The following is a 24,555-nucleotide window of genomic DNA, read 5'->3' on the forward strand; positions in this document are numbered from 1 at the left end:
GCGGTTTGGGCTGGAGATCTAGCCGCCACCGACTGCCGATGGCCGTGCTGCGCCGGGCGTCGGTTCCGCACTGCTCGCAGCTGCGAAGACGGGTTCGACGTGGGGGATGTCGGCGAGGACGTAGCCGAGGAATCGGTCCTTGGGCAGGCCTTCGCAGTTGTCGTCGTCGCTGGTCATCGACTCGGTCCCGCTGCTGCCACAACGGTAGAGGGGTTTCGCGGTGGAGTCGTCGGGTTTCTGTGTCCAGAGATGGCCGATCGATTCGATGACGGTTTTGCCCTCACAGGCGCTGTCGAGGGAGACGAAGTGGTCCGTGTAGTTCACACACGCGGCGAAGGGCTGCGTACCTTGCTGCGGAATCAGAGGAACGTAGCCATGGCGGAACTCTTTGTGGTAGCCGGGCCGCGCTCCGTGCGTCGTACCGAGATGATCGTAGGCATTGTCGTTGTAATACCGCACGAGTGGCGCGTAGGCGAGCGTGTAGCCAAGCATTCCCAGCTGAGTCACGCCTTCGCACTTCTCGTCGCTGCTGTCGAAATATTCTTCAGCCAGAGCACAACGATAGATCGCCATGGTAGGGAGGTTGCTCGGCTGGACTGTGTATACCGATCCGATGTCACCGAGCTTGACGTGGCCATCACAGGAACCGTCCACTGAGGTGAAGAACTCTTCACCGTTTCGACAAGAATAGAGAACACGGGTGTTGGGATGTGTCGCCGGGACCAGCATGCCGAGGCTCTTCTCAAAGTGACTTCCAGCAGGCGGTGCCTCGCCGGTGTTCGCACTCCTCTGCTCGCCCGTTCCGTCGCGGAAGCGGCCGAACTGGCCGGCATCCGTCGCCGGAAAGGCTCCGTGCGCCTGGATCGCCGCGTCCGAGGCGATTCCGTAGCGGGCATAGACCTCGTCGACCAAGCCCGGGAAGAACTCCTTGTGTTGCCCGTTGTACTTGGCACGACCGATCGCGAACGAACCGTCCGCTTGCCAGAGGACCACGTTCTGTTTCTTGCCGGCGAACTGCCCGTTGACGTAGAGGCGTAGCTCGTGCGCGGCGTGGTCGTAGACGCCTGTCAGGTGCGTCCACCGGTTCACGACCGCGGGGTCGAAGGAACTGGCGTAAACCAGCGGTGACGAATCGGCGTCCTGCGCGGTCGAGCCGAAGGTCCACCGGTTCACTTCAGGGCGGTACTGGATCGTGAAACCGCTCATTCTCGAACCGTCTTGGGACAGCACGGTCGCGACCTGGTCGGTCCGGGTCAGCTTGGCCCACGCCGACACCGTGAAACTGTCTTCTGCCGCCAGGCCACGCTCAGGTGCGGTCGCCTGGCCCCTCGTCCCGTCCAGCTGGAGTGCTGTACCACTGATCCCCGGCACGAACGACGTACCACTGGACGGGACGACGGCATTGTCCCGCCAGCTGTAGTCCTGTCCGGTACCGTCGTCGAACCGCCATGCGCCCCCGTCTCCCCGCGGGGTGTCGTCATGGACCTTCCGCACCTCCGCGTCGGTGAGTGCCTTCGAGAAGGCCCGGACGTCGTCGATCCTCTCTGAGAAGAAGCCTCCGTCCATGCCGTTCCAGCGAGCTCGGCCGATCGAGAAGGCCCCGTTCGAAGGAATGGTCGTGACACCGACCTGGATGCCGGACTGGACACCATCGACGTACAACTTCAGCTGCCGGAACTGGGCGTCGTACACCACGGCCAGATGAGTCCAGTTGTGGGGGATCGAAGGTTGGGTCTCCCAGACCTCAACCCCTGGCGGATCATCCCTGTCCTCGCCGGGAACCACGACACGCCACCTCTTCGTGCCGCCGTCATACTGGACGAGGAAGGCACTGACCCGGTTCCCTTCCTGCCCGAACACCGAGTAGTAGCCGCTGTCGGTCTTCGTCAACTGGACCCAGGCCGCTGCCGAGAAGCTCTTCGTCGTATCCAGCACCGGTCCGGCGGTCTGCGCGTAGCCGGTGGTCCCGTCCAACCGCAACCCCGGGCTGTACAGCCCGCCGCCCCACCCGGCACCGTCCTTCAACGCCACGGTCAATCCACGACCGCTCGCGTCCAGCGCCACCTTCCCGGCGTTCTCATCGAACCGCCACTGCCCCGCGTCCGCGACCGGCAACGTCGCGGCACCGCCATCGGCGGCGGGATAGGACTTGTACAGGCTGACCATCCTGTCGCGGTCGAGCGCTGTGGTGTAGAGGCGGACATCGTCGACCTTCCCGGTCCAGTGCTGGCCAGGCTTGTCCGCTACCAGGCCTCGCCCAATCTGGGTCGCACCGGGTGCTTGCCAACGTGTGATCAGCGTGCCGTCACCGACCCTGTTCCCGTTGACGTACAGCCATGTCTTCTTGGTTTGCCGGTCATAGGTACCGGCCAGGTGAACCCAGGAATTGATCTCCGCGGGGAACGTCGGCACCGCGGCTTTGGTGACCGGAGCCGCGTCCGTGTCGGATTCCGCCATCTCGAACACCCACTTGCCGCAAGCGTTGGGGTTCTCGAATTCGCCACCGAAGCAGGTCGCGTTCATCTCATCCGCGACGTGCCCGAGCCGGAACTTGCTGGTCCGCTCACCATCGATGCTCACCGCGGTCAGCTTGGAGACAATGTCGGATTTGCGATCCATGTACACCCACGCCGACACACTGAAACTCTCGTCCGTGCGCAGATCGGCACCGGCAGTGCCGATGGCTCCGGTCTTGCCGTCGAACTGCACGGCGTTCCCCACCCGGCCTTGCGCGAACTGCGCCCCCGGCTCGAGGGTTCCGGTACGGGCGCCGGTGGAGTCGGCGACCCTGGTACCGCTCGATTCGTCGAGCTGCCAGTTGTGCACCAGGGTGAGGTCCTGGCCGGACATGGTGCGGATTTCGTCGGTGAACAGGGTCCGGCTGTAGACCTTGACGTCGTCGACCGCGCCACCGAACGCGTCCAGCCACGTGCCGTTCCACTTTCCGCGGCCGATGTCGAACTCGGTGGTCGCGTTCCACCTGGCGGTGAAGGTCGCGGTCCCGGACAGGGTGCCGTTCACATACAGTTGCATCTCGCCGGTGTTGCTGTCGTAGTTCGCGGCGAGGTGGGTCCAGACACCGGTCTGCACTGGCTGTGCGGAACGCGCTCGGACAACCTGGGCGGGGGCGGTGCTGTCGGGGCCGTGCATCGCGAAGGCCCACCGGTCATCGCCGAACCCGGTGTAGCCGAGGTTGAACGCGGACACGTTCTGGCCGCTCTGGCTCATCACAGCACCCCAGCCTGGGGTTTTCTTGGTCATCTTGACCCAGGCGGCGACGGAGAAGCTCATGCTGCTGTCGATCGGCGCGGGTGCGCTGACGTGGTCGTCGACGCCGTCCAAGTTGACCGCGAGATCGGTGTGATCCGGGCTGCTGGTCTGCCCGGCGACCCACTGGGCACCGTTCTTCGCGGCGCCGTGTTTCGCCATGCCCGACGTGTCCTGCGCGTCACCGTCGAGCTTCCAGGTGGCGGCCGTGACGTTGTTCTGGGCGACGATGCCCTGGATCTCCGAGAGGTCGAGCGTGCGGCTGTAGGCACGCACCTCATCGATACCGCCGGACCAGAACCCGAGCGGGGTCCCGTACTGGCCCCGCCCGATGGCGAACGCGCCGGCGGCATGCCACGGCGTCGCGGGAGCAGGCACGCTCGCGACCTGCTTTCCGTTGACGATGAGGGTGAGAGTCTTGGCGGTCGCGTTGTAGACGCCGGCCAGATGGGTCCACGGCACGGTCTGCACCGTGCTCGCTCCCGATCTCGCCTCGACTGCCGTACCACCGGTGGCGTCACCGGGGTTCATCCCGAAAACCCAGGAACCGTTGTTCTGCTTGAGGTAGAAGCCACTGACTGTCGTGCCGTCCTGGGAGACGGCGGTCATGTCCCCGAGCTTGTCCGGCTTCACCCATGCGGTGATCGCGTAACTCTGATCAGTACGCACCACTGGCCCGGACGTGGCCGCATAACCCCTGACTCCGTCAAAGGTAGCCGCACCGTTGACCGCGCCCGCAGGAGTGAACCTGGCGCCAGGCTGCAGGACCGCCATCTCGCCACCCGCGGCGGCATTGCGCGCGGTCGTCCCGTCCGCGTCGTCGAGATTCCAGTAGCCGGCGGTGACGTTGTCCCGTGTGACCGCGGACTTGACCTCGGCATCGGTCAGCACCCGGTCATAGGTACGGATCTCGTCGACCGCACCGGCCAGGTAGTCCGCCCCGGCGCTGTTGACGATCGCGCGCCCGACCGCGAACTCATGCGTCGCCGGCCACGGATCCTTCCACACTGCGCTGCCCTGGAGATCACCGTTGACATACAACCTGACCTGCTGCGCCCCGGAGTCGTAGACACCGGCGAGGTGGGTCCAGGTATTCGTCTGTGCCGCAGCGACCGATGACACCGTCGTCGGCGCCGTGGCCGGATCGTTTCCAGGCCGGAACTCGAACGCCCAGCGATCGGTCGTGGTACCGGTGTGCCCGAGCTTCACCATCGCGGTCGTCGACGCGTTCTGGCTCAGCAGCGTCGACCATCCGGGCTTCTTCGCCGCGAGGTTGACCCAGCCCGAGAAAGAAAAACTGGGGTAGGTGCTCGCCGAAGTCGGCGCCGTCACGTAGTCGTCGACACCATCCAGCGTGATACCGGATCCGGTACTGCCCGGCACATAGACCGGCCCGCCGTGCAGCGTCGCGTCACGGAACCCGAGCGTCGCGGTGTCCTTCGTATTGCCCTCCAACGACCACTGCGCCAACGGGCCGTTGCCCGCCCGCACATAGAAGTGGTGCGCCTGCGTCGGACTGCGATGCCCCGCACGGTCGACACTCTGCACGAACAGATCCCGCGGGCCGTCACCGGGCGGGGTCAGCTTCACAGAAGCCTTACCACCGAGAGCTACAGCATCGACCTTCGTCGTGGGCGGATCCGTCCAGCCATAGAGATAGTGATCGACATCCGCGACCCCGCTCGCGCCGAACTCGAACACATCCGGCACGCCGACACCACCGTGCCACAGGTTGTCCGCCTTGTAGAGCGGCGCCGTCACAGTCGGCTTGATACCGATACCCGTCCGATCGACGATGAACGGCCCCGGCCCGTTCCGCCAAGGCCCACCGTCCGCGGTGTCGTGCCCCCACACCGTCCACGTGACACGTTGCCCATCACGCTTCGTCAAATCGACATCAGTGCTGTGATACGCCCCCGAAGCCTGGAAGACACCGGGCGCACGCTCGTCCGGAGCTCCGCCGTAAATGTTCCAGACCGGCCGGAGCTGATCATTGGCGTCCGGGTCGGACAACCTGCTCAACAGCCGGATCGACGGATCTCCGACATACGGCACACCACCACACCAACGACACGGCGCGGGCAACGGCGGATCGGTCTTCATGTCATACGGCGCGTTCGGCTTCGTGTTGTAGCGGATCTCCAGGTTCGTACTCGGCACGTCATACCTGCGCCAGGCGGCAGGATCCGACTCGGACGCTGCCTGCAGAAAATAGGTGGAAGGACCACTAGGGCTATAAAAGCGGCCGACACCGAACGAGATCGCCTTATAGCCTTGACAGGGTGTCCCGTCGTTCGCCGGCACCGAGGTCGTCCCGATATCCTGCCCGGTCGGCTGGTTGTTCCAGGAAGTATTCCACGCGATATTGCTGTGCGCCGCGAAGAGCTTGTGATCTCCGAAACCACAATCCGGGCGGTGCACCATGACTGTGTTGAAACGTACCGAACTCACCTCCTTCCCGACGAGGAAAGACGTGTCGAACTGGAAGTATGTGCGAGCAAGGTCAATGGTGTTGCATTCCGAGAACGTGCACTTGCCGACCTTCGCCCAAGCGTCGCCGTCGCCCGTGCCGTTGACATACGACCGGTCGGGGTGTCCTCGGAAGACCTTCGCCCACATGCTCTGACCCGGCGTACGCATGTCCGGGTCGACCACTACCGGGTACCGCGTAGCCGGATCCGCCAGCATCGCGGCATTCGGCGTCAACGTCATCGAAGAACGATCGACCTTGACCCCGACCGGCGTGCTCGTGCTCTCCCGCCCCCGCGCGTCCCACATCGTCGCCGCCGGTGCGACGAAGACCTTCTGCCCGTTTCCGTCGACAGCCTCAACACGGCCGTTTTCATCCGAAGTGAGCTGCACGCCGTCCGTCTCAAGCGCGAGCTTGATCGACGCCAACGCCGGATTGCGTCCCGCCTCAGGCGTCTTCACCACGAAACGCTGGTTGTATCCCTCTGCTTCGGCCTGCATCTCCAGGTCGACACCAGGCAGCACTTCCCGGTACCTCGCCGTGCTGCCGTCAAGCTCAGGCTTCGGCAACGCGCCAGGCCACCGCAACGTGAGACGCTTGCCCTCAAGCGAGAACTGGACCAGCGGCTCCTCGCCACCTGCGGAGAACGCCACGTCGGCCGCGGCCGCTTTCGCCCTGATCGCGCCGTCCGGAACCGACGTCAACGCCGTGTCGATGGGCACCCAGCTGTCGCCCTTGCGGACCCGCACGGGCTGCGGCGACAACTGCGCCGTCAACGTCCCGTCAGGGTTCGCCTGGACCTTCTTCGCCTCAGCGGTCTGGTTCGCCACCCCGACCGGCGTGCCCTGCAACCGGGCCGCCGCGAACGCGCTAGCGGCATCCGGCGCCTCCGCGACAGGAACCACCGGAGTCGGCTGCGAACTCTTCGGCGAACTCGCCGTCACCACGACGACACCGGCGAGCATCAGGAACACCATGGGTAACGCGCGCAGCCTTAAGCCACGCGCCACTGACGGGCGCGACATTGGAAAAGATCCCCCTCGAGACGGCCAACGCGCGTCCCCGACGCCACGCGACCCACAAAGTCACCATGACTCTTCACGAACACTAACGAGTGAAGGAAGACTCCAACAGAGTGAACGATCATGGGCGAACCAGCTATCCCGTGCCGGCCCTCCAAGGCACGCTAGCTGTCCAGATTCAACAGCCGGTTGGCATTTTTCTGACTTGATGCTGACCTTGTTGTCCGATTATTGCTGCCGTCAGCACGCTTCGAGGCGATCGCATCTCCACGTTCGCTTGCCCTGCATCGCGACAAATGCACATCAACGGTCTGAACACCAAGATGGATCGCCGAGGCAGTGCGCGCACGGGCTCCCACGGAGACCGACTAGCGCGTCGACTCGGTCGCCGCTGCCGGTCCGTCTTGCGGCGTTCCCCGTCGCGGGGTTTCACGACGGCACACCGGCGGCCGGTTCGCCCGCTCTACCTGCGCTACCGCGATGCGGATGTTCCGGAATCCGCGTCGGACGCGCGCCGGGGTGACCCTTGGTTGGCGGGGTCGTGCTTTCTCAGGGTGACGCAGATCGGCGGCCAATGGTCGTGCGAGGCGGAGCTGCGAGTATGCGACGAGGATGAGCCAGGTCCAGCGGTCGGCGGCCTCCGGGCCGCGCAGCAGCGTCCGTTCCATCGCGTATTGACCGACGCCACACCGCCTGCGCGTGCTGGCTCGCGGCACGATCGCACGCGGCGTCGCCCGTCGCCTCCAGGACCGTGCCTGGCTGCCGGGAAAGTCCGAAAAGCAGCGTCCGATCCGGTATGGTCTCCCGCAATTCGCCCTCGAGCGAAGACACCTGACTGGGGAGTCATAGTGAAGAAGATCGGAGCGGCCGCGATCGTGGCCGGAACCGTACTGGGCACCGCGATCACCGGGGCGGGCGTCGCCGGTGCCGCCGGCGGCGCGGGGCCGAAAGACTGTTACACGACAACGAGCTGCTCGCTCGCCTCGGGGTTCTTCCCCGGCGGGACCATCCACGTCGACATCGACGCGACCGGAGCGCCCGGCTCGCCCGACCACTGGTTCAAGTGGACGATCGGCAACTGCTCGGGCGGCGGCTACATCCACGCGCCGGCCAAGACGGAGTCCTGCGTTCTGCCCGCAAGCTTCTACACCCTGACGACCGGCCCGTTGCAGTACCCGGTGAACTGGCGGATCGGCATCCGCTGGGACCACTGACCTGCCGAGCACGTCCGGCCGGTGCCCGCTGACGACCTCATGGTCGAAGACGGGCACCGGCCCTCGCTCGGCAGCGGTACTTCATCTGCCACGCCAAGCCGACCTGGCCGGGGGCGGCACCCCTCATGGGCGGTCCGCGCCGCGCCGTCAACCTCGCACAGACGTGGCGATTAGCGTGGACGCCCTGGAGGGTCCTGTTGGGGCCACGCGTTCGAGTTTGGTCCAGCCGCGCGCGCTCAGCGACTTGTTCAGGCGGCGAGCCGACGTCCAGCGCCACTAGCCGCGGATCGTCCTCGGCCCAGTCGAGCGCCTTCCCGAGCGTGAGAGAGAAATCGACGAACACGGGACGGCGATCTGTTCCTCTTTGCGCGCGATCCACTCAGGAACCCTGCCGGGGGAACATGCGGCCAGCAGGATCCAGCCCTCCCGCGCCCACGGGCCGCACATCGTTGGTCTTAGCCTTATCGTCGCGGAAATCGGTGACGACGGCGTGCCTGAAGCCACGCGTTCGCTCGCCGCAACGGCTACGTCAAGTCGGTGCACCTCGACGGCTCGCCGGTTCCACGCGGGCTTTCGCGTTTTTCGGGCTCGGGGATACTGAGGCCACGATGCCCGGTTCGCGGCACTCCGCTCGGCGAGGATGAAAGGTCAGTGGTGACGAGGGAATCCAGCTCGGCGGAACCGGAGCCGTTGCGCTACACCGTTCTGTCGCCGAAAGCCATTTGGTCGGCGGCCGCGGTCATCGTGGTGCTGGGCATCGCCATGGCGATCTGGTTGTTGGCGGCGTACGGCGAGGGAGACGCCCGCCAGCGCAACCAGCTGGAGGCGATCAAGACCGCCGGGACCGTCGTCGTCGGCACGGGTGGTGCGGCGGCCCTGCTGCTCGCGGCCCGGCGGCAACGCAGTGCGGAGATCGCGTTGAAGCAGAAGGAGTTCGACCAGGACGCTGTCGCCAAGGCGCACGCGCTTCAGGAGCGGGTGGCGGGGGAATCGCAGCACGACGCGGCCGAACGCCGCGTCGCGGAGCTGTACAGCAAGGCGGTCGAGCAGCTCGGTTCGGAGAAGCCACCCGTACAGCTGGGTGGGCTGTACGCGCTGGAACGCCTGGGGCAGAGCAACGCCGACCAGCGGCAGACCATCGTCAACGTGCTCTGCGCGTACCTGCGGATGTTCACCGACGCCACTCGCGATCTGGCCGCGGACCGGATCAAGACGCAGGAGCACCGGGTCCGCCAGACCGCGCAGACGATCTTGGCGGCCCACCTCCGGCCACACGGGCCCGATGAGGCGTTCTGGCAGGACGTCGACATCGACCTGTCCGGTGCCGTCCTACTGGAGTTCGACCTGCAAGACTGCGAGCTCCGTTCAGCGACGTTCACCTCGGCCACCTTCATCGGCGGCGCGGCGTTCAGCGGTACGGCCTTCGCCGGCGATACGCTTTTCAGGTCCGCGACCTTCACCGGTCAAGCGGACTTCTCCAGCGTCACGTTCGCCAGGGCCGCGGTGTTCGAGTCGGTGATGTTCACCGGGGACGCGGTCTTCACCGCTGCGACGTTCGCCGAGAGCGTGCAGTTCGAATCCGCCATGTTCGCGACTCAGTCGCGCTTCGACTCCGCGACGTTCGGCGCGGTTCCGTTCACCGACCTGCCGCCCGACGTGATCGAACACCTCCGATCACTGCCGCTGACGGTGCGGTATGAGGATGTCGTCGAGTCCGACACCGGCCACGCCGATCGTCGCGCGCCTGTGGCCATCAGTGCGACCACGTTCGAACCGGTGTACCTGGACTTCGCCGCCGAATCGCACTTCATGGCCTTCATGGGGCCACAGTCAGGCAAGACGAACTTCCTGCGAACCGTCGTGCGCGGAATCGAGGAGCGTTACACGCCACAGGAGGCCACCATTCTCCTGGTCGACTATCGGCGCACCATGCTCGAGTTCGTCAAGGCCGAGCACCTGATCGCCTACATCGTGTCGGCCAATCAGCTGGACGGCGCGATGTCGGACGTGGCAGGTTCCCTGCGGAAACGGCTGCCGGGCCCCGACGTGACCCAGGAACAGCTCAAGAAACGCAGCTGGTGGACCGGCCCCGAACTGTTCGTCGTGGTCGACGACTACGACCTCGTGCACGGCGCCGACTCGCTGGAACCGCTACGGGAATTCCTCCCCCTGGCCAAGGACGTCGGACTCCACCTGATCATCGCCGGGAGAACCACGAGCAGCGACAAGCAAGCCAGTGACCCGATAGCTGACCAACTGCGCGCCATCGGCACGCCGGGCCTTGTCGGGAACGGCGACCCCGCCCACGGCCCGCAGATAGGCCCCGTCGCACCCGCCCTGCTGCCCCCGGGCCGAGCGACCATGGTGTCACGCAAGCACGGCCGATACCCGGCCCAGATCGCATGGCTCGACGAGACAGACGCTTGACAGCACCGACCCACCGTAAGACTTCGGTCAGCTCACCTGATTTCCTCGGACTCCGGCGTGAGCGCGGGCGATCACCGCTCGACGTCGACGAGTTCGGCGAGTCCGCTGACGGTGAGCACCGGCACCAGCAGCGCGTTGGTGCGAATACGGATCCGGTCGGCATAGGCGAACAGGGCGTTGATGCCGCCACTGTCGAGGTACTCCACCCCGCGCAGGTCGACGATGGCCGTGCCCTTCCGCGTCGCGTCAGCGAGGGCTTCGCCGAAGGCGTCGACGTTGCTCATGTCGATCTCACCCGAGGCGATCAGCAGGACAACGCCGTCCTCACGGCTGTCCGTGGTGAGAGTGAGTTGAGTGCTCATCAGGAAAACCTCGCCTTCAGCTGGACGGTGGTTCCGGCGTTTCCTCGTTCGACGGTGACCTCGTCCATGAAGGCACGCATCAGGATCAAGCCGCGTCCGCGATCGGAATCCGCGTCCGGGCTGGGAGTCTTCCACGAGCCGGTGTCCCTGACGATCAGGGTCACGCTGCCGGCCGAGGCGGACGCTTGGAGCCGGACGAGGCCATCGGGATCGTCACGATGACCGTGCTCGACGGCGTTGGCGATGGCCTCGCCTGCCGCGACGAGGATGTTCTGGATCAGGTCGACCTCGAGCCCGCAGCGCTGGAGCCAGTCGCGCAACGCTCGGCGCACGGACGCCAGTTCTCCCGCGTCGGCGGGAAAACTCACATCGAGCGGGCCTGGCCTCCGGTAGGTCAGCAGCGCCACATCGTCCTCATATCCATCGGGCGGAGCCAGCTCGGACATGAGCAGTCCGGCCAGTCCTTCGAGAGTGGAATCACGGTTCGCTGCGACCACCGCGGCCGCGCGGTCGATACCGTCGCCGAGCGAGCAGCGACGCCGTTCGACGAGACCGTCGGTGTACAACAGCAGCGTGGCCCGTGCAGGGATGACGACGTGGGCCTCGGGACGCGGTCTGCCGGGCAGGACACCCAGCGGGATCGAGCGGCCGCCTTCGAGCAGCCGGGATGTCCCGTCCGCGTCGACCAGCACCGGCGGAGGGTGCCCGGCCGCGGCATAGCTCAGCTCGCCGGTGTCCGGCGAAAGCACCGCGCAGAACGCGGTGGTGCAGACGGCACCGGGCAGACGGGCGGCGAAGCGGTCCAACCCGCTGAGCGCCGCCGCCGGACTGGGGTTCTCCATCAGCAAGGCACGGCACGCGCTGCGCAGCTGGCCCATCACGGTGGCCGCGGCGAGACCGTGGCCCACGCAGTCACCGACGGCCAACGCGATACGTCCGTCTTCGAGCTCGACGACGTCGTACCAGTCACCACCGACCTGCAGCGGGCTGTTGGCGGGCTGATACCGGGCCGAAAACCCGTCGGGTAGCCGGTGCGGACCGAGGATCGCGTGCTGGAGCGCCAGCGCGATCTCCCGCTGCTGATCGATCTGACGCGCTCGGGCCAGGCCTTGTCCCAGCCGTCCGGCCAGCAGCGTCAACAAGGTCTCGTCTTCAGCGGTGATCGGCCGGGATTCGGCCAGTTCGAGCCACAGGACCAAGGCACCGTCGGGGTGCTGTAGCGAAATTCCCACCGTGCCGGGCTCACCTGTCACGAGACTCAGCGGATCGGAGTCACGCAAGGCGGCCACAGCGTGCCTGGAGCGCGTCGTCAGGTCCGCCCAAAGGACCGGTTCGCCGACGATCACCGGATCGGCGTTGCCGGAATGGGCGGGAAAAGAGACAGCCAGCACCCGTCGTGCCTTCCAGACCCGGCGGAACTCGTCCATCGCGGCGATCAGCGCCTCCTGGATCGAGTCCGCCTGCGCGAGTTGCTGATTCAAACCGGACAGGGCGCTCTGCCGCTGAATCGCGTAGTGTTCCGCGGTCACGTCACGGAACGTGCCGACCGTGACGCGTCTGCCGCTGTCGGGATCTTCGACCTGGTTGAAGCTGGCGGTGGCCCACAGCCGGTGCCCGTCACGGTGAGCGACGGGAATCGTGTAACTGCCCCGGCGATTCCGCAGGAACATGTCGAAGGCGTCGGCGACGAGCCGGTAGGCGTCGGGATCGGTGTCCGCGTCCGGCCACCACGGGTGAACCGGTTGGTACGGCAGGCCTTCCGGGCCGTAACCGAGGATCTCGGTGAACGCGCTGTTGATCTCGATGACGGCGCCCTGTTCGTCACAGACGAAGAAGGCTTCCTGCAGCGAGTCGATCAGCGCGGCACGCCACCGGGCGGACCGCGCGCGCAACCGGGCGAGTTCGACGATCGCCCGGACGCGGGCCAAAAGCTCGGCCGAGGCGAACGGCTTGACGAGGTAATCGTCGGCGCCGGCTCGCAACCCCTCGATGGAGGCTTCTTGACCGGCCCGTGCCGAGAGCAGCAAAACGGGTACGGCGGCGGTACGCGGTTCGCCGCGCAGCTTCCCGACCAGGCCGAGGCCGTCGAGCCCCGGCATCATCACATCGCTGATGACGAGGTCCGGCGGCTTGGTGCGAACGGCGTCGATCGCCTCACCACCGTCCGCGACGGCCTGGACCACGTACCCGGCCCCGGTGAGAAGCCGGGTCAGGTATTCGCGCATGTCCGCGTTGTCGTCGGCGATCACGACCCGCGCGGGAGTGGCCGGGTGCCGCGCCGGGGGGTCGGCGGTCCCGGCGATTTCCGGAGTATCGGAGGACCAGCGCCCGGCCTCCAGCACGAACGGTTCCGCGGTGGCGGCCGGGCCGGAACGGTCACTGGACGCGGCCAGTGAATCGGCGGGGAGGTGACCGGAACCGAAACGGAGCCGGACGGTGAACGTCGTGCCCACGCCTTCGGTGCTGTCAGCGACGATGGCGCCTCCATGCAGTTCCACGAGTTCGCGCACCAGCGCGAGACCTATCCCGCTGCCTTCATGGGAGCGAGCGCGGGTGTTCTCGATCCGATGAAACCGCTCGAACAGGTGAGGCACCTCCCGGGACGGCACGCCGACACCGGTGTCGGCCACGACGACGGTCGCCGCCGTCGCGTCCTGGGCCACGGTGACCGTGATGGCTCCTTCGAACGTGAACTTCACCGCGTTGCTCAGGAGATTGAAGACGACCTTCTCCCACAGGTCGAGGTCCAGGTACACCGGTTCGGTCAAAGGACGGCAGTCCACGGTGAAGCGCAGACCGGCCCGCTCGACGGCCGACTGGAACACACTGGCCAGTTCGGCGGTTACGGACGCGAGGTCCACCGGCGCGAAGCGGGCCCGCATGCGCCCCGCCTCGATCCGCGAGAAGTCCAGCAGCGTGTTGACCAGCTTGCTCAGCCGGGATCCGTTGCGGTGGACGACCTCCAGATCCGCACGAGCGGCGTCGTCCAGGCCCGGCGAGCCGGAGAGCAGCCCCTGCACCGGTCCCATGATCAAGGTGAGCGGAGTGCGGAACTCGTGGCTGATGTTCGAGAAGAAGACGGTTTTCGCCCTGTCCAGTTCCGCGAGTTCCTCCGCGCGCCGTTGCTGCGCCTGGAAGCTGCGGGCGCTGGTGACCCCGGCGGCGATATGCGTCGCCACCAGTTCGATGAAGCCGCGGTAGCCGTCGTCGAGATCGCGATACCGGTTCAGCCCGGCCACCAAGAACCCGTGGGGCACCCCTCCCTGCTGTCTCAGCGGAATGGCCAAGGCCTGGGTGGGAGGTGCGGGCCACTCCCCCGCGGGCAGCTCGGCCATCCTGTCTTCGTCGAGATCGAACAGCGCCGTCCCGCCCTCGGCCATCTGCTCGACCGGCAACCCCGGCAACGGCACGGTGACGTCCTCCGCGAGCCCGGTCGAAGCGGCGAGCCGCGCCGAGCCGTCGTCATCGAACAGGTAGATCAGGGTGAACGGAAGGTCACGGGTGTTCCGGTTGAGCTGACCGACGGCGAAGGCGAGCACCTGGGCTTCGGTGGTGATCACGCTGGGGTCCGAGCCGAGGTCGCGCAGCGTCGCCATCCGGCGCTCGCCGATGATCCGATCGGTCTCCTCGCTCACGACGCACAACATGCCGACCACCTGGCCTGTGTCGTCGGACAGCGGGCTGTAGGAGAACGTGTGGTAGCTCTCCTCCAGGTAACCGGAGCGCTCGAGGAACAGCAGCAGCCCTTCGTCCCACGTCGCCTTGCCGGTGGAGAGCACGGTTTCGATGCGCGGGCCGATGTCGCCCCAGATCTCCGCCCACACCTCGCTCGCCGGGCGGCCGAGAGCCCACGGGTACTTCCGTCCCAGCGTGTTGTGCCGGTACGCGGAGTTGCAGAAGAAGGTGAGCTCCGGACCCCACGCCATCCACATGGAGAACCGCGAAGAAAGCAGGATGCCGACCGCCGTCCGCAAACTCAGCGGCCACCCGTCGGGCGGCCCGAGCGGAGTGGCCGCCCAGTCCACCGCGGCCAGGTCGCGACCCACCTCGCCATCCGCGGCGAACACATCAAGCCTGCCGCTCACAGCATCCTCAGAAGGCACTCGAAGCTCTTTCCTGTCCCACTCGCCACCGCGGCCGCGCTCACATCGCGATCGCGGTATACCCGCTCGAAGCCCCGATGACGCGTTTCGAGGTCCCCAGTTTGACAGGCCGGCCGGATGAACATCGATTCCCACGGGTTCATGGCACCCTCATGAGGAGACCCACAGAGTCACCGGCGCACAATCCACAAAGGAGACTACTCGGCGCCGCCTTACTCGATCGAGCACCGCGGATCGGGTGAGGAACCGCAGGCGAGCACCCGGTGCCCTCACCCGGGCCGCCGGACTTGCCCACCCGACCCCCCGCACGCACCGCTTCGCCGGCGATGACGCGGACTGTCGTGGTTCGACGGAGTCCGCGGTGGCGGCCTCCCACGCCTCCCGGCTCGTCCAGCGGGCCACGTTGACGAACTGGAACCGGGTCTCCGAGTGCTGGGCCCGGTGCAGCCGTGCATTGGCAGAACGCAAGACAGAGATGGACGGCGGACACATCATCCCGCTGGACAAACAGGGAAAACCGCTTCGCCTGCTGACTCAGTCCCTCGCCCCGAAGCCGCGTGATCACTGAGTGTCCACAGTGGACCCGTCCGGCTCGTGCCCTTTCGGGCAAGAAGAGGTGTCCGTCCGCCCAAAGCTCGTACGCCGGCCTCGAGCGGATGGCATCGTGTCCGCGTTGAGCCTGACGATCATCGAGCGGGAGCGACGTCTCCACGCGAAGGGAAGGCAGATGAGTTTCCAGGTCGTACCGGCCGAAATCGGCAAGCACGCGGCCAACGTCGACGGGATCGCCGAGCGGCTGGGCACCGTGCTGGCGGCGGCGAACACCGCGGCCATGTCGGACGAGGCCTACGGTTTGATCTGCGCCTTCGTGCCGCCCTTCATCAACCCGGTGGAGGAGAAGACGATCGACTCGATCAAGGCCGCGATCGACGGCGTGAAGGCGACCGCCGCCAACCTGCGCACGGCCGAACAGTCCTACACCGAGCAGGACGCGGCCGGTGTCGACATGTTCAAGCAGTACGAGGCCGCGATTCCGGCGAAGGAGAAGGTCCAGCGATGACCAACCCTCTCGTCGCCACACCGAAGGACTCCACCACCGCGGTGTCCGGCGTTCCCCTGCTCGAGTCCGCGACCGAACTCAAGGCGTCCATCGAAAGCGGTGACTGGGCGTCCGTCGCCCTCGGCTCGGTCGGCCTCGCCATGGACGCGGTGTCCGCGGCCCTCGATCCGTTCGGCACCATCCTCGCCGCCGGGGTCGGCTGGCTGATGGAGCATGTCGGACCGCTGAAGGAGGCGCTCGACGCCCTCGCCGGAGCACCGGACGAGATCGCCGCGCACGCCGAAACGTGGCAGAACGTGGCCGGTGAACTCGGCTCGATCAGTGTCGATCTGGACGCGATGGTCGTCGCCGAAACCGCGAACTGGGCCGGTACCGCCGGTGACGCCTACCGGACGCGGGGAGCGGACGTCGCGGCGCTGATCGGCGCCTGCCAGCAGGCCGCCGGCGGCGCGTCGTCCGGCACCCGGATCGGCGGAGAGGTCGTCACCGCGGTCCGCACCCTGGTCCGCGACACCATCGCCGAACTGATCGCCAGGCTGATCAGCTGGGCCCTGCAGGTACTGGCGACGGCCGGCATCGGCATGACCTGGGTGCTGCCCCAGGTCACCGCCGCCATCGCGAAGACCGCCGCCAAGATCGCCACCGTCGTCACCAAACTGATCAAGGCGATGAGGGCGCTCGCGCCGTTGATGAAGAAGGCGAAGAACATCTTCGCCGAGGCGGAGAAGGCGCTCCGCAAGATCGACACGGGCAAGACCGGTCCGGCGGGGAAACCCGGTGGCCCGAAACCGGGCGGCGGCGAGTACAGCGGCACGCGCGGCGGAGGCGGCGGCAAAGGGAAGAAGCCTCAGCCGAAACCCGAGCAGCCGTCCGACCTCTCGCCGAACCTCGGCAAGTTCGACGAGCTGACCCAGGCGCAGAAGGACGCGGCGATCAAGATGAAACAGTGGATCCGCGACCACAAGGACAGCGGCCAGTTCGGCGCCTGGCACGACAACGTGGACAACAACAAGCTCAACTCGCTGGGCTTGGGGAACAACCCCACCCCCGGCCCGGGCTCGACCTGGGGCGGCCGGATCTACGGGAACCACGGCCAGGCGGGCGGCAAGGTCGGGAACGAGGGCAGGCTGCCGCACAACGGCAAGACGAGCGACGGCCACAATTCCGCCGCTCAACCGTTCGGCCCGGACGGTAAGCCGGTTAAACCGTACAACGGCAAGTACTACGAGTTCGATGTCCACCCGACACCCAAGTACGACAACAAACCCATCCGGGACGCCGACCAGTACACGGACGTGCACGGCAAGCCGTTGCCGGAGGACAAGCGGCCGAAGCCGGATCGCCTCGTCATGGACGAAAACGGCAAGTTCTATTACGCGCCGGGCCACTACGACAAGTTCTACGAGGTCCCTTGATCGTCAACCGGCGGGTACTCGGGACCACGCTGTCCCCTCTCATCGCGAAGTCAGCGCTGAGAGCCTGCGCGACAGGGGCTCGATCACGCCATTTTGGCCCTACCTCGCCATAGGTTCCCCAAGCGGGCGACCTCCGAAGGCCCTGCACAGGCCGAGCCCTTGAGTCGTGCCGCCGCCGAGGTGGCCCGCGGCGTCGGTTTCGGCCAGGACGCGGTGGTGTCCGACCTGAGCCTTCTGGGACCAGGGATCACGTCCTGCCGTCGGCTCGCTCGATGCGGCCGAGAATGACGCCGGTCAAAGCCGTGATGGCGTCGGCGGCGGTCGTGGCGCCCCGGTTCAGTTCGACGGCGATCGCCTCGGCGGCGCCGAGCGCGCCGACGCAGTGCAGTCTCAGTGCCGCCTGGTCCAGGGGGGAGTACGGCGTCAAAGCGTCGGCCATCAGATCGGTGTAGCCGTCGTGCAGCTCGTGCTGGATCGCCTCCATTTCCGGATTGCCTTTCAGCGCCGAGGAAACGGCGTTGAACTCCGGAAGGTCGGTGGCGCAGGCGAAGTAGGCGACGCTGATGGTCCCCGCGATGTCCGCCGCGGTCGGCGAGGCTTGTTTCAGCGCCTGCGCGATGGCGGTCCGGTGCTGTTCGTCGAGTCGCTGATAGAGCGCCAGCAACAGTCCCGGGCGGGTACCGAAGTGGTCGTACACGATCGGCCTGCTCACCCCGGCCGCCTCGGCGAGGGTGGGCAGCGTCAACCCGTCGGCGCCACTCGCCCGCACGATCGCCAGGGCCACGTCGAGCAACTGCTCGCGCCGGGCTTGTTTGGACAGACGGGTCGGTGCGGTGGTCATCGCCCTCCTCTCGTGATCCACACCATCCTAGCTACATCGTGTAAGTTACAAAATGTAGGTTTTGGGGAATCGAAGGAGGAACACGTGGAGCAGCGGGGATCGGTTCTGTTACTGGGCGGGGCTGGGCAGGCGGGCTCGGATACCGCCGCCCTCTTACGGCGGTGGTACCCGGAGTTGCCGTTGACCATCGCGGGCCGGAATCTGGCACGCGCGCGGCGGGTGGCCGACGAAGTGGGCGGCGCCACCGCGGTGACCGTCGATCTCGCCCGCGGTGATCTCGGGCTGCCCGCCGGCGGGCAGTACACGGCGGTGGTCGCGACGCTGTGGGACAGCAGGCTGAACGGGCTGCGTTTCGCCCAGGACCACGGTGTGCCCTACGCCAGCCTGTCCAGCGGCATGATCGACATCGCGCCGGAGGTCACCGCAGTCGCGCAGCGCCCGGCGGCCGCGCCGGTGCTGATGGCCAGCCACTGGGCCGCGGGCGTCATCACCCTCACCGTGCTGGCGTGGGCCGAGCGGTTCGATCGGGTCGACACGATCCGGATCGGCGCGATCCTCGATGAGAACGACGCGGGCGGGCCCGCGGGACTCGCGGATCTGGCGCGCTGGGCGGAGGTCACCTCGGCCGGGTACGCGCGGCGCGACGGCGTGTTCGCCTGGTCCGGCGCGGCCGAGTCCCGGGTGGAGCTGCGCAGCCTCGACGGCACCACGGTCACCGGCCAGACCGTTCCGATCCTCGACGTGACCAGCCTGTCGCTCGCGACGGGCGCGCCGAACGTCGAATTCGTGTTCGCGGTCGGTGGATCCGCGGGATCGCGCCGGGGCGACGGTCCGTCCGTCGAGATTCGCGTCGATCTCGACGGGGCGGGCCCGACGGGTGACCCCTTGAGCGTCAGCCGGTACATGATCCATCCGCACGGCCAGCGTCCGCTGACCTCGCTCGGCCTCGCCTTGGGGCTCGAACGCTTGCTCGGCCTGCGCGGAGAAGCGGTGCCGCCCGGCCTCTACACCCCGGAGGCCTTGCTCGAACCGGCCCACGTGGTCGAACGACTCGCTGACGCCGGCACGCTCTTCGTCGACGCGTGAGGCCGCCTCCGGGCGCAGCCGCCATATTGTCCATAATGGACGGTTGCGTCCGGAGGCCTTGGCCTGTCCCTACTCCGGTTTGTGTCGTTTCCTCGTGCTCAAAGTGACCAAGGGAACCGCGAGGACACAGAGAACGATCACGACCAGAATGATGGTCCCGAGGATATTCGCCGGCACCAGAGGCTTGATCACGAACACGATGACCAGCATCCAACCCGCCTGAGTGCCGATCTCGAGGACGAACGATCGCCACTTGCGGTCTTCTGACCGGCGCAGCACGCCGGTGCCGACGACCATCGCCGCACCCACCGCACCGACCCACCAGTAATCCCCCACCATCCAGTCCCCGCTCGAGCCGAAGTGTGAACCGTGTCCAAGGGGTACCCGGATCGATGGCCGGTGACACCTTCTCCCCACCACACCGAGAATCGGCGTGCGCACTCGAGCCGTGCCGAATCTTTACGCCGAGCTGTGGACAGGAGCCCTCGGACGTGTTGGGCTGAGACCTGGCCGAACCTGACGTGGTCGGCCATTTTCTGCCCTGCGACGTCAGAGGAGCGGCGCCCTGAGCCTGTCGGAGTACCTCCGAGAGAACTGGATCGACGTCGTGAACGACGCGATCCTGCACGTGGATCTCACCCTGGCGGCGATGGCACTGGCCGTGCTGATCGGAATGACGATCGGGCTGCTCACCTACCGGCGGCGGTGGCTCGGCGCGATGGCGACCACGACGACCGCGGCGTTCCTGACCATCCCGTCGATCGCGCTGCTGGGCATCCTGATCGGCCCGTTCGGGCTGGGGCTGACGAATGTCCTGTGCGCACTGGTGCTCTACGCGCTTCTGCCGATCACGCGCAACACGATCGTCGGGTTGCGTGGCGTCGATCCGGCCGTGGTGGACGCGGCGCGCGGGATGGGGTTCGGCCGCGCGCGGCTGCTGTTCCGCGTGCGCCTGCCGCTTGCCTGGCCGGTGATCCTTTCCGGCATCCGGGTCTCGACGCAGATCACGATCGGTATCGCGGCCATCGGCGCGTATGTCAAGGGCCCGGGCCTCGGCAACGAGATCTTCGACGGTCTCGGCCGGTTCGGCTCGGTCAACTCACTGAACCAGGTACTCACCGGAACGCTCGGGATCATGGTGCTGGCGTTGCTGTTCGACCTGGCCTTCGTGGTGGTCGGCAAGCTGACGACACGGCGACGTCCCCGTGCCCGCCGGGCGGCGGCTTCGGCGGCGTCGGGAGCGGCGGCCGGGATGGGCGGTGAGACGATCGAACTGCGGGACGTCAGCAAGAACTACCCCGGCCGTGCGGTACCGGCGGTCGAAAACCTGACGATGCGCGTTCCCGCGGGCGAAATCGTCGTGCTCACCGGTCCGTCGGGATGCGGCAAGACGACGACCATGCGGATGATCAACCGGCTCGTCGAGCCCTCCGCGGGCGTCGTCACGATCGGCGGCACCGACGTGTCGGCGCTCGACCTCGACGAACACCGGCGCAACACCGGCTACGTCATCCAGCAGATCGGCCTCTTCCCGCACCTGCGGGTGGACGCCAACATCGGCGTGGTGCCGCGGATGCTGGGCTGGACTCGACGACGTATCGCCGACCGCGTAGGCAAGCTGCTCGACGTCGTCGGCCTGACCCGCGAGCACGGCATCCGGTATCCGCGTGAGCTTTCCGGCGGTCAGCAGCAGCGCGTCGGCGTGGCGCGGGCGATGGCCGCGGATCCGCCGGTCATGCTGATGGACGAGCCGTTCGGTTCCACCGATCCGATCACACGCGCCCGGTTGCAGGACGAATTCCTTCGCCTGCAACGGGAAGTGCGTAAGACGATCGTGTTCGTCACACACGACTTCGACGAGGCGCTGAAGGTCGGCGACCGGATCGCCGTGCTGCGGCCGCGGTCGGTGATCGCCCAGTACGACACGCCACAGGCGATCCTCGCCGCGCCGGCGGACGACTACGTCGCGAGCTTCGTCGGCTCGAAGCGGAACCTGAAACGGCTCGCGCTCATCCGGGTGGGTGACCTGGAGCTCCAGCCGGCGGCCGGGTCGGACGGCCTGCCGCCGGTCCGGCCCGACGACACCCTGCGGGATGTGCTGGACGTGATGGTGCGGACCGGCAGCACCGCGGTCGTGGTCACCGAAGACAGCACCGCACGGCCGCCGATGGTGTGCGACGTGCCCAGCCTCGTCGCGGCGCTGCGGACCACTGCCGAAGCACCCGCACCCGCGGTCTCGGACGTCGAGGAGGCACCTGCGCCAGGTTCGGACACCACGGTGCCGGTGCGGCCTCATCGGCGACGGCTCGGGCTGCTGGTGCGCCCGATCCTGCTGACCCTGGCCTTGCTGGCGCTCTTCATGATCGTGCGCGCGCACCCGCTCGACTCGATCGAACAGCGCTTTCTCAACGCCGGAGAGATCTTCACCGAACTGGGCGCGCATTTGCGGCTCACCCTGATCTCGACGGTGTGCACGATCGCCATCGCCCTCCCGCTCGGCGTCCTGCTCACTCGCGCCGGCGCCCGCTGGGCCCGGCCCATCGGCCTGGGGCTGGGCAACCTCGGCCAGGCGATCCCGTCGATCGGGCTCGTCGTGCTGCTCGCGCTCTGGATCGGCACAGGCACCGCGACGGCGGTGACGGCACTCGTCGTCTACGCGACCTTGCCGGTGCTGCGCAACACGATCGTCGGGCTCGACGGCGTCGACCCGACCGTCGTCGACGCCGCGCGCGGAATGGGCATGGGCAAGGCGGCCATCCTGTGGCGGATCGAACTGCCGCTGGCCGTCCCGGTGATCCTCGCCGGGATCCGGACCGCGCTGGTACTCACCATCGCGAGCGCGACGCTGGCGACGTTCATCGACGGTGGTGGTCTCGGCGGAGGACTTGTCGCCGGGATCGGGCTGAACCGCCCGATCCTGAGCCTGACCTTCGGCATCATCGTCGCCGCACTGGCGCTCTTCGTCGACTGGCTCGGGCTGGTCGCCGAGGAGGTCCTGCACCCGCGCGGCACGTAGCTCGACCGACGTCAAGGAGGACCAACCCATGCGGATGCTCCAGCGCACGACCGCCGCTGTACTCGCGCTCGTCGTGTCAGCCGCTCTCGCGGCCGGCTGCACGATCGGCAAGGACGAGACCGGTGCCCAGGTGGGCGCGGGATCCATCAAGAAGATCGACGCGCTGAACGGCGCCCAGATCCGCGTCAGCTCCAAGGAGTTCGACGAGCAGCTGCTGCTCGGCCAGATCGCCCTCGTCGCGCTGCAGGCGGCCGGGGCGAGCCCGCAGGACAAGACCAACATCACCGGCTCGAGCAACGTCCGCCAGGCGCTCACCAGCGGCGCGGTCGACCTGTACTGGGAATACACCGGCACCGCTTGGATCAGCTACCTCAACCAGACCAAGCCGATCAGTGATCCGCAGGCGCAGTTCGAAGCGGTCAAACAGGCCGACACCGCCAACGGAGTCACCTGGTGGGCACGCTCGCCGGCCAACGACACCTACGCCCTCGCCGGCAATCCGGCGACGCTGGCCCGGACCGGCGTGAAGACGCTGTCCGACTACGCGGCCCTGGTGAAGCGGGACCCGGCCGCGGCCTCGACCTGTATGGGGCCGGAGTTCAAAAGCCGCGACGACGGGTTCCCCGGCCTGGCGAAGACCTACGGGTTCACCCTGCCCGACCCGCACGTGCACCTGCTCAACGACGCCGTCGTCTACCCGAGCATCGGCAAGGGAGAGCCCTGCGCCTTCGGCTCGGTCGCGTCCACCGACGGGCGCGTGGCCGCGCAGAACCTCACCGTGCTCGAGGACGACAAGCACTTCTTCCCGACGTACAACCCCGCGATCACGATCACCGCTCCGCTCGCCCAGAAATACCCGCAGCTGGAGCAGGTCTTCACGCCGATCGCCGAGAAGCTCGACACCGCGACGCTCACGGACCTGAACAAGAAGGTCAGCGTCGACGGCCAGAAGCCCGCCACGGTCGCCCGCGACTGGCTCAAATCGGCGGGCTTCATCAGCTGAACCCGCCGGAACCGGGACTCGTCGATCGTCGTAACACGCCGGTCCGTAGCGGCGACTGTCGGGCAAGAGTACGGGCAGCCGCGCGAGACTTGAGGGGCGAACGGTGGTCATAGAGGACTTCCAGGGGAAAGATGCGACCCGCCACCTCATAAGACAGAACAAGATAGCGTCCTGTGCGCTTATCGTGGGAATAATTTCCCTCCTGGTGTCCGCGGCGGGCGCCTTCTGGGCGAACAAGCAGCTCGAGGAGGCCAAGGAGCAGTTCGAGGTCTCCGGCCCCCGGTTGGAATTCAGTAGCAGAATTCAATTTGTGCACGGCGAAAGCGGAAAGCAGGACGTATGGCTTGACAGCGGCAAGGCCCCCAAGGTCACCGACGAGCTCCTGGCGCGCTACAAGCAGATTTGGCTGGCCGTCAAGGTCACCAATACCGGCCGGTCCGACACAGCCCTGTCGAGCGCGCGGTTTCAACAAGGGGAGAACTCGTGGCTGAACCATACGACCGACAAGGCGGCGTTCTACTGCACTTTGCACAAAGGAGACATCGTACGCTGCAAGGATTGCCTGCCGGTCACCCTGGGACCAGGCTGGAGCTATTACATATACTTTCCTTTGAAGAACCTGCGAGACGGAATGAAGAACCCGGAGCAAGGCAAGGGCCGCGACGTAGTCGTCGAAATCGGTGCGACAGGCTTGCGGAGCCCGACGACCACGGTAGCCGCAGGAATCTTCATGACTTTGAGTTGAGACAGATCGTGACCACAGCAACGCGCGCGGGTTTCCGGTGCACCAACCTATACCACCCGGCCCGAGCGGATGTGACGGTCTCGCGGCCCGGAGAGGGCACGGACAGCGTGACTGTCCACAGTAGACTGACTTTTCCGCGGCTCTGGCGCGGCCTCAGCGGGTCCGGGGCGGAGTCCGGCGCGGGGGCGTCGGGCGATTCGCGGTCGTCTTGCGCTGAGTCGTGGTGCGCTGGGTCGTCGCGCGCGTCGTGGTAGGCGTCGCACTCCGGGTCGTGGTGGTCACCGGCGTCTCCGGCGGCCGCGACGTCGTCTGCACAAGGCCTGTCGTCGGGATGGTCGCCGTCGACGAGGGCACCACCTTGCCCTGCCCCGACCCGCCTCCGGCGCACGCGCCGAGCAGCGCGACCGCGCCCACGACCAGGCCACACCACCACACCCGCATGGCCGGACCCTAACAGCCGGGCACCCGCGGATCCGGCGAACGGCGAAACCGGGCGCCGGCTCGGCTTGAGCGGGGCGGACGCG

14 protein-coding genes are annotated in these 24,555 nt (G+C 67.1%); 8 read left to right on the forward strand and 6 right to left on the reverse strand.

Annotated features, from left to right (window positions below):
* Nucleotides 1-18: 18 nt before the first annotated feature.
* Nucleotides 19-6,702, reverse strand: coding sequence for a LamG domain-containing protein (locus ACLJQ7_RS34045; RefSeq protein WP_410652251.1), 6,684 nt, complete (start codon nucleotides 6,700-6,702; stop codon nucleotides 19-21).
* A 905-nt stretch (nucleotides 6,703-7,607) separates the two neighbouring features.
* On the opposite strand from ACLJQ7_RS34045, the gene ACLJQ7_RS34050 reads away from it, so the two are divergent.
* Complete coding sequence (locus ACLJQ7_RS34050; protein ID WP_410652252.1) at nucleotides 7,608-7,973, forward strand: hypothetical protein; 366 nt, start codon at nucleotides 7,608-7,610, stop codon at nucleotides 7,971-7,973.
* A gap of 654 nt (nucleotides 7,974-8,627) precedes the next feature.
* The gene (locus ACLJQ7_RS34055) at nucleotides 8,628-10,400 is read left to right on the forward strand and encodes a hypothetical protein (RefSeq protein WP_410652253.1); all 1,773 of its coding nucleotides are present in this window, start codon (nucleotides 8,628-8,630) and stop codon (nucleotides 10,398-10,400) included.
* A gap of 71 nt (nucleotides 10,401-10,471) precedes the next feature.
* Here the strand turns inward: ACLJQ7_RS34055 and ACLJQ7_RS34060 are convergent, their stop codons facing one another.
* Both ACLJQ7_RS34060 and ACLJQ7_RS34065 read right to left on the reverse strand, forming a co-directional pair.
* The gene (locus ACLJQ7_RS34060; protein ID WP_410652254.1) at nucleotides 10,472-10,762 is read right to left on the reverse strand and encodes an STAS domain-containing protein; all 291 of its coding nucleotides are present in this window, start codon (nucleotides 10,760-10,762) and stop codon (nucleotides 10,472-10,474) included.
* A complete protein-coding gene (locus ACLJQ7_RS34065; RefSeq protein WP_410652255.1) occupies nucleotides 10,762-14,865 on the reverse strand; it encodes a SpoIIE family protein phosphatase in 4,104 nt (1,367 codons plus the stop codon). Before ACLJQ7_RS34065 ends, ACLJQ7_RS34060 begins: the two co-directional genes overlap by 1 nt.
* A 664-nt stretch (nucleotides 14,866-15,529) precedes the next feature.
* Between ACLJQ7_RS34065 and ACLJQ7_RS34070 the strand changes: the two genes are divergently transcribed.
* Entirely contained in the window at nucleotides 15,530-15,925 is a 396-nt protein-coding gene (locus ACLJQ7_RS34070) for a type VII secretion target (protein WP_410652256.1), read from the forward strand.
* Nucleotides 15,922-17,340, forward strand: a complete 1,419-nt coding sequence (locus tag ACLJQ7_RS34075; RefSeq protein ID WP_410652257.1) for a WXG100 family type VII secretion target — start codon at nucleotides 15,922-15,924, stop codon at nucleotides 17,338-17,340. Before ACLJQ7_RS34070 ends, ACLJQ7_RS34075 begins: the two co-directional genes overlap by 4 nt.
* A 247-nt stretch (nucleotides 17,341-17,587) precedes the next feature.
* Here the strand turns inward: ACLJQ7_RS34075 and ACLJQ7_RS34080 are convergent, their stop codons facing one another.
* Entirely contained in the window at nucleotides 17,588-18,181 is a 594-nt protein-coding gene (locus ACLJQ7_RS34080) for a TetR/AcrR family transcriptional regulator (RefSeq protein WP_410652258.1), read from the reverse strand.
* Nucleotides 18,182-18,265: 84 nt separating this feature from the next.
* On the opposite strand from ACLJQ7_RS34080, the gene ACLJQ7_RS34085 reads away from it, so the two are divergent.
* A complete protein-coding gene (locus ACLJQ7_RS34085; RefSeq protein ID WP_410652259.1) occupies nucleotides 18,266-19,267 on the forward strand; it encodes a saccharopine dehydrogenase in 1,002 nt (333 codons plus the stop codon).
* Between the two features lie 69 nt (nucleotides 19,268-19,336).
* On the opposite strand, the gene ACLJQ7_RS34090 is transcribed toward ACLJQ7_RS34085, so the two are convergent.
* On the reverse strand, nucleotides 19,337-19,564 hold the full coding sequence (locus ACLJQ7_RS34090) for a hypothetical protein (protein ID WP_410652260.1): 228 nt from the start codon (nucleotides 19,562-19,564) through the stop codon (nucleotides 19,337-19,339).
* A 310-nt stretch (nucleotides 19,565-19,874) separates the two neighbouring features.
* Between ACLJQ7_RS34090 and ACLJQ7_RS34095 the strand changes: the two genes are divergently transcribed.
* The 3 genes from ACLJQ7_RS34095 to ACLJQ7_RS34105 all read left to right on the forward strand — a co-directional run bounded on the left by ACLJQ7_RS34095 (nucleotide 19,875) and on the right by ACLJQ7_RS34105 (nucleotide 24,031).
* Nucleotides 19,875-22,283 carry an ABC transporter permease subunit gene (locus ACLJQ7_RS34095; protein ID WP_410652261.1) on the forward strand — a complete coding sequence of 803 codons (2,409 nt, stop codon included), beginning with the start codon at nucleotides 19,875-19,877 and terminating at the stop codon, nucleotides 22,281-22,283.
* Nucleotides 22,284-22,311: 28 nt separating this feature from the next.
* Complete coding sequence (locus ACLJQ7_RS34100; protein ID WP_410652262.1) at nucleotides 22,312-23,286, forward strand: glycine betaine ABC transporter substrate-binding protein; 975 nt, start codon at nucleotides 22,312-22,314, stop codon at nucleotides 23,284-23,286.
* A gap of 205 nt (nucleotides 23,287-23,491) precedes the next feature.
* Complete coding sequence (locus tag ACLJQ7_RS34105) at nucleotides 23,492-24,031, forward strand: hypothetical protein (protein WP_410652263.1); 540 nt, start codon at nucleotides 23,492-23,494, stop codon at nucleotides 24,029-24,031.
* Nucleotides 24,032-24,184: 153 nt separating this feature from the next.
* Here the strand turns inward: ACLJQ7_RS34105 and ACLJQ7_RS34110 are convergent, their stop codons facing one another.
* Nucleotides 24,185-24,472, reverse strand: coding sequence for a hypothetical protein (locus ACLJQ7_RS34110; RefSeq protein WP_410652264.1), 288 nt, complete (start codon nucleotides 24,470-24,472; stop codon nucleotides 24,185-24,187).
* Nucleotides 24,473-24,555 lie beyond the last annotated feature (83 nt).

Source organism: Amycolatopsis sp. cmx-4-54, assembly GCF_046548895.1.
Lineage (GTDB): Bacteria > Actinomycetota > Actinomycetes > Mycobacteriales > Pseudonocardiaceae > Amycolatopsis.

Bases quoted from the DNA above. Each gene is read 5' to 3' on its own strand.
- ACLJQ7_RS34045 (WP_410652251.1), bottom strand. From the start codon at position 6,702: ATGCTCGCCGGTGTCGTCGTGGTGACGGCGAGTTCGCCGAAGAGTTCG.
- ACLJQ7_RS34060 (WP_410652254.1), bottom strand. From the start codon at position 10,762: ATGAGCACTCAACTCACTCTCACCACGGACAGCCGTGAGGACGGCGTT.
- ACLJQ7_RS34075 (WP_410652257.1), top strand. From the start codon at position 15,922: ATGACCAACCCTCTCGTCGCCACACCGAAGGACTCCACCACCGCGGTG.
- ACLJQ7_RS34080 (WP_410652258.1), bottom strand. From the start codon at position 18,181: ATGACCACCGCACCGACCCGTCTGTCCAAACAAGCCCGGCGCGAGCAG.
- ACLJQ7_RS34090 (WP_410652260.1), bottom strand. From the start codon at position 19,564: ATGGTCGTCGGCACCGGCGTGCTGCGCCGGTCAGAAGACCGCAAGTGG.
- ACLJQ7_RS34100 (WP_410652262.1), top strand. From the start codon at position 22,312: ATGCGGATGCTCCAGCGCACGACCGCCGCTGTACTCGCGCTCGTCGTG.
- ACLJQ7_RS34110 (WP_410652264.1), bottom strand. From the start codon at position 24,472: ATGCGGGTGTGGTGGTGTGGCCTGGTCGTGGGCGCGGTCGCGCTGCTC.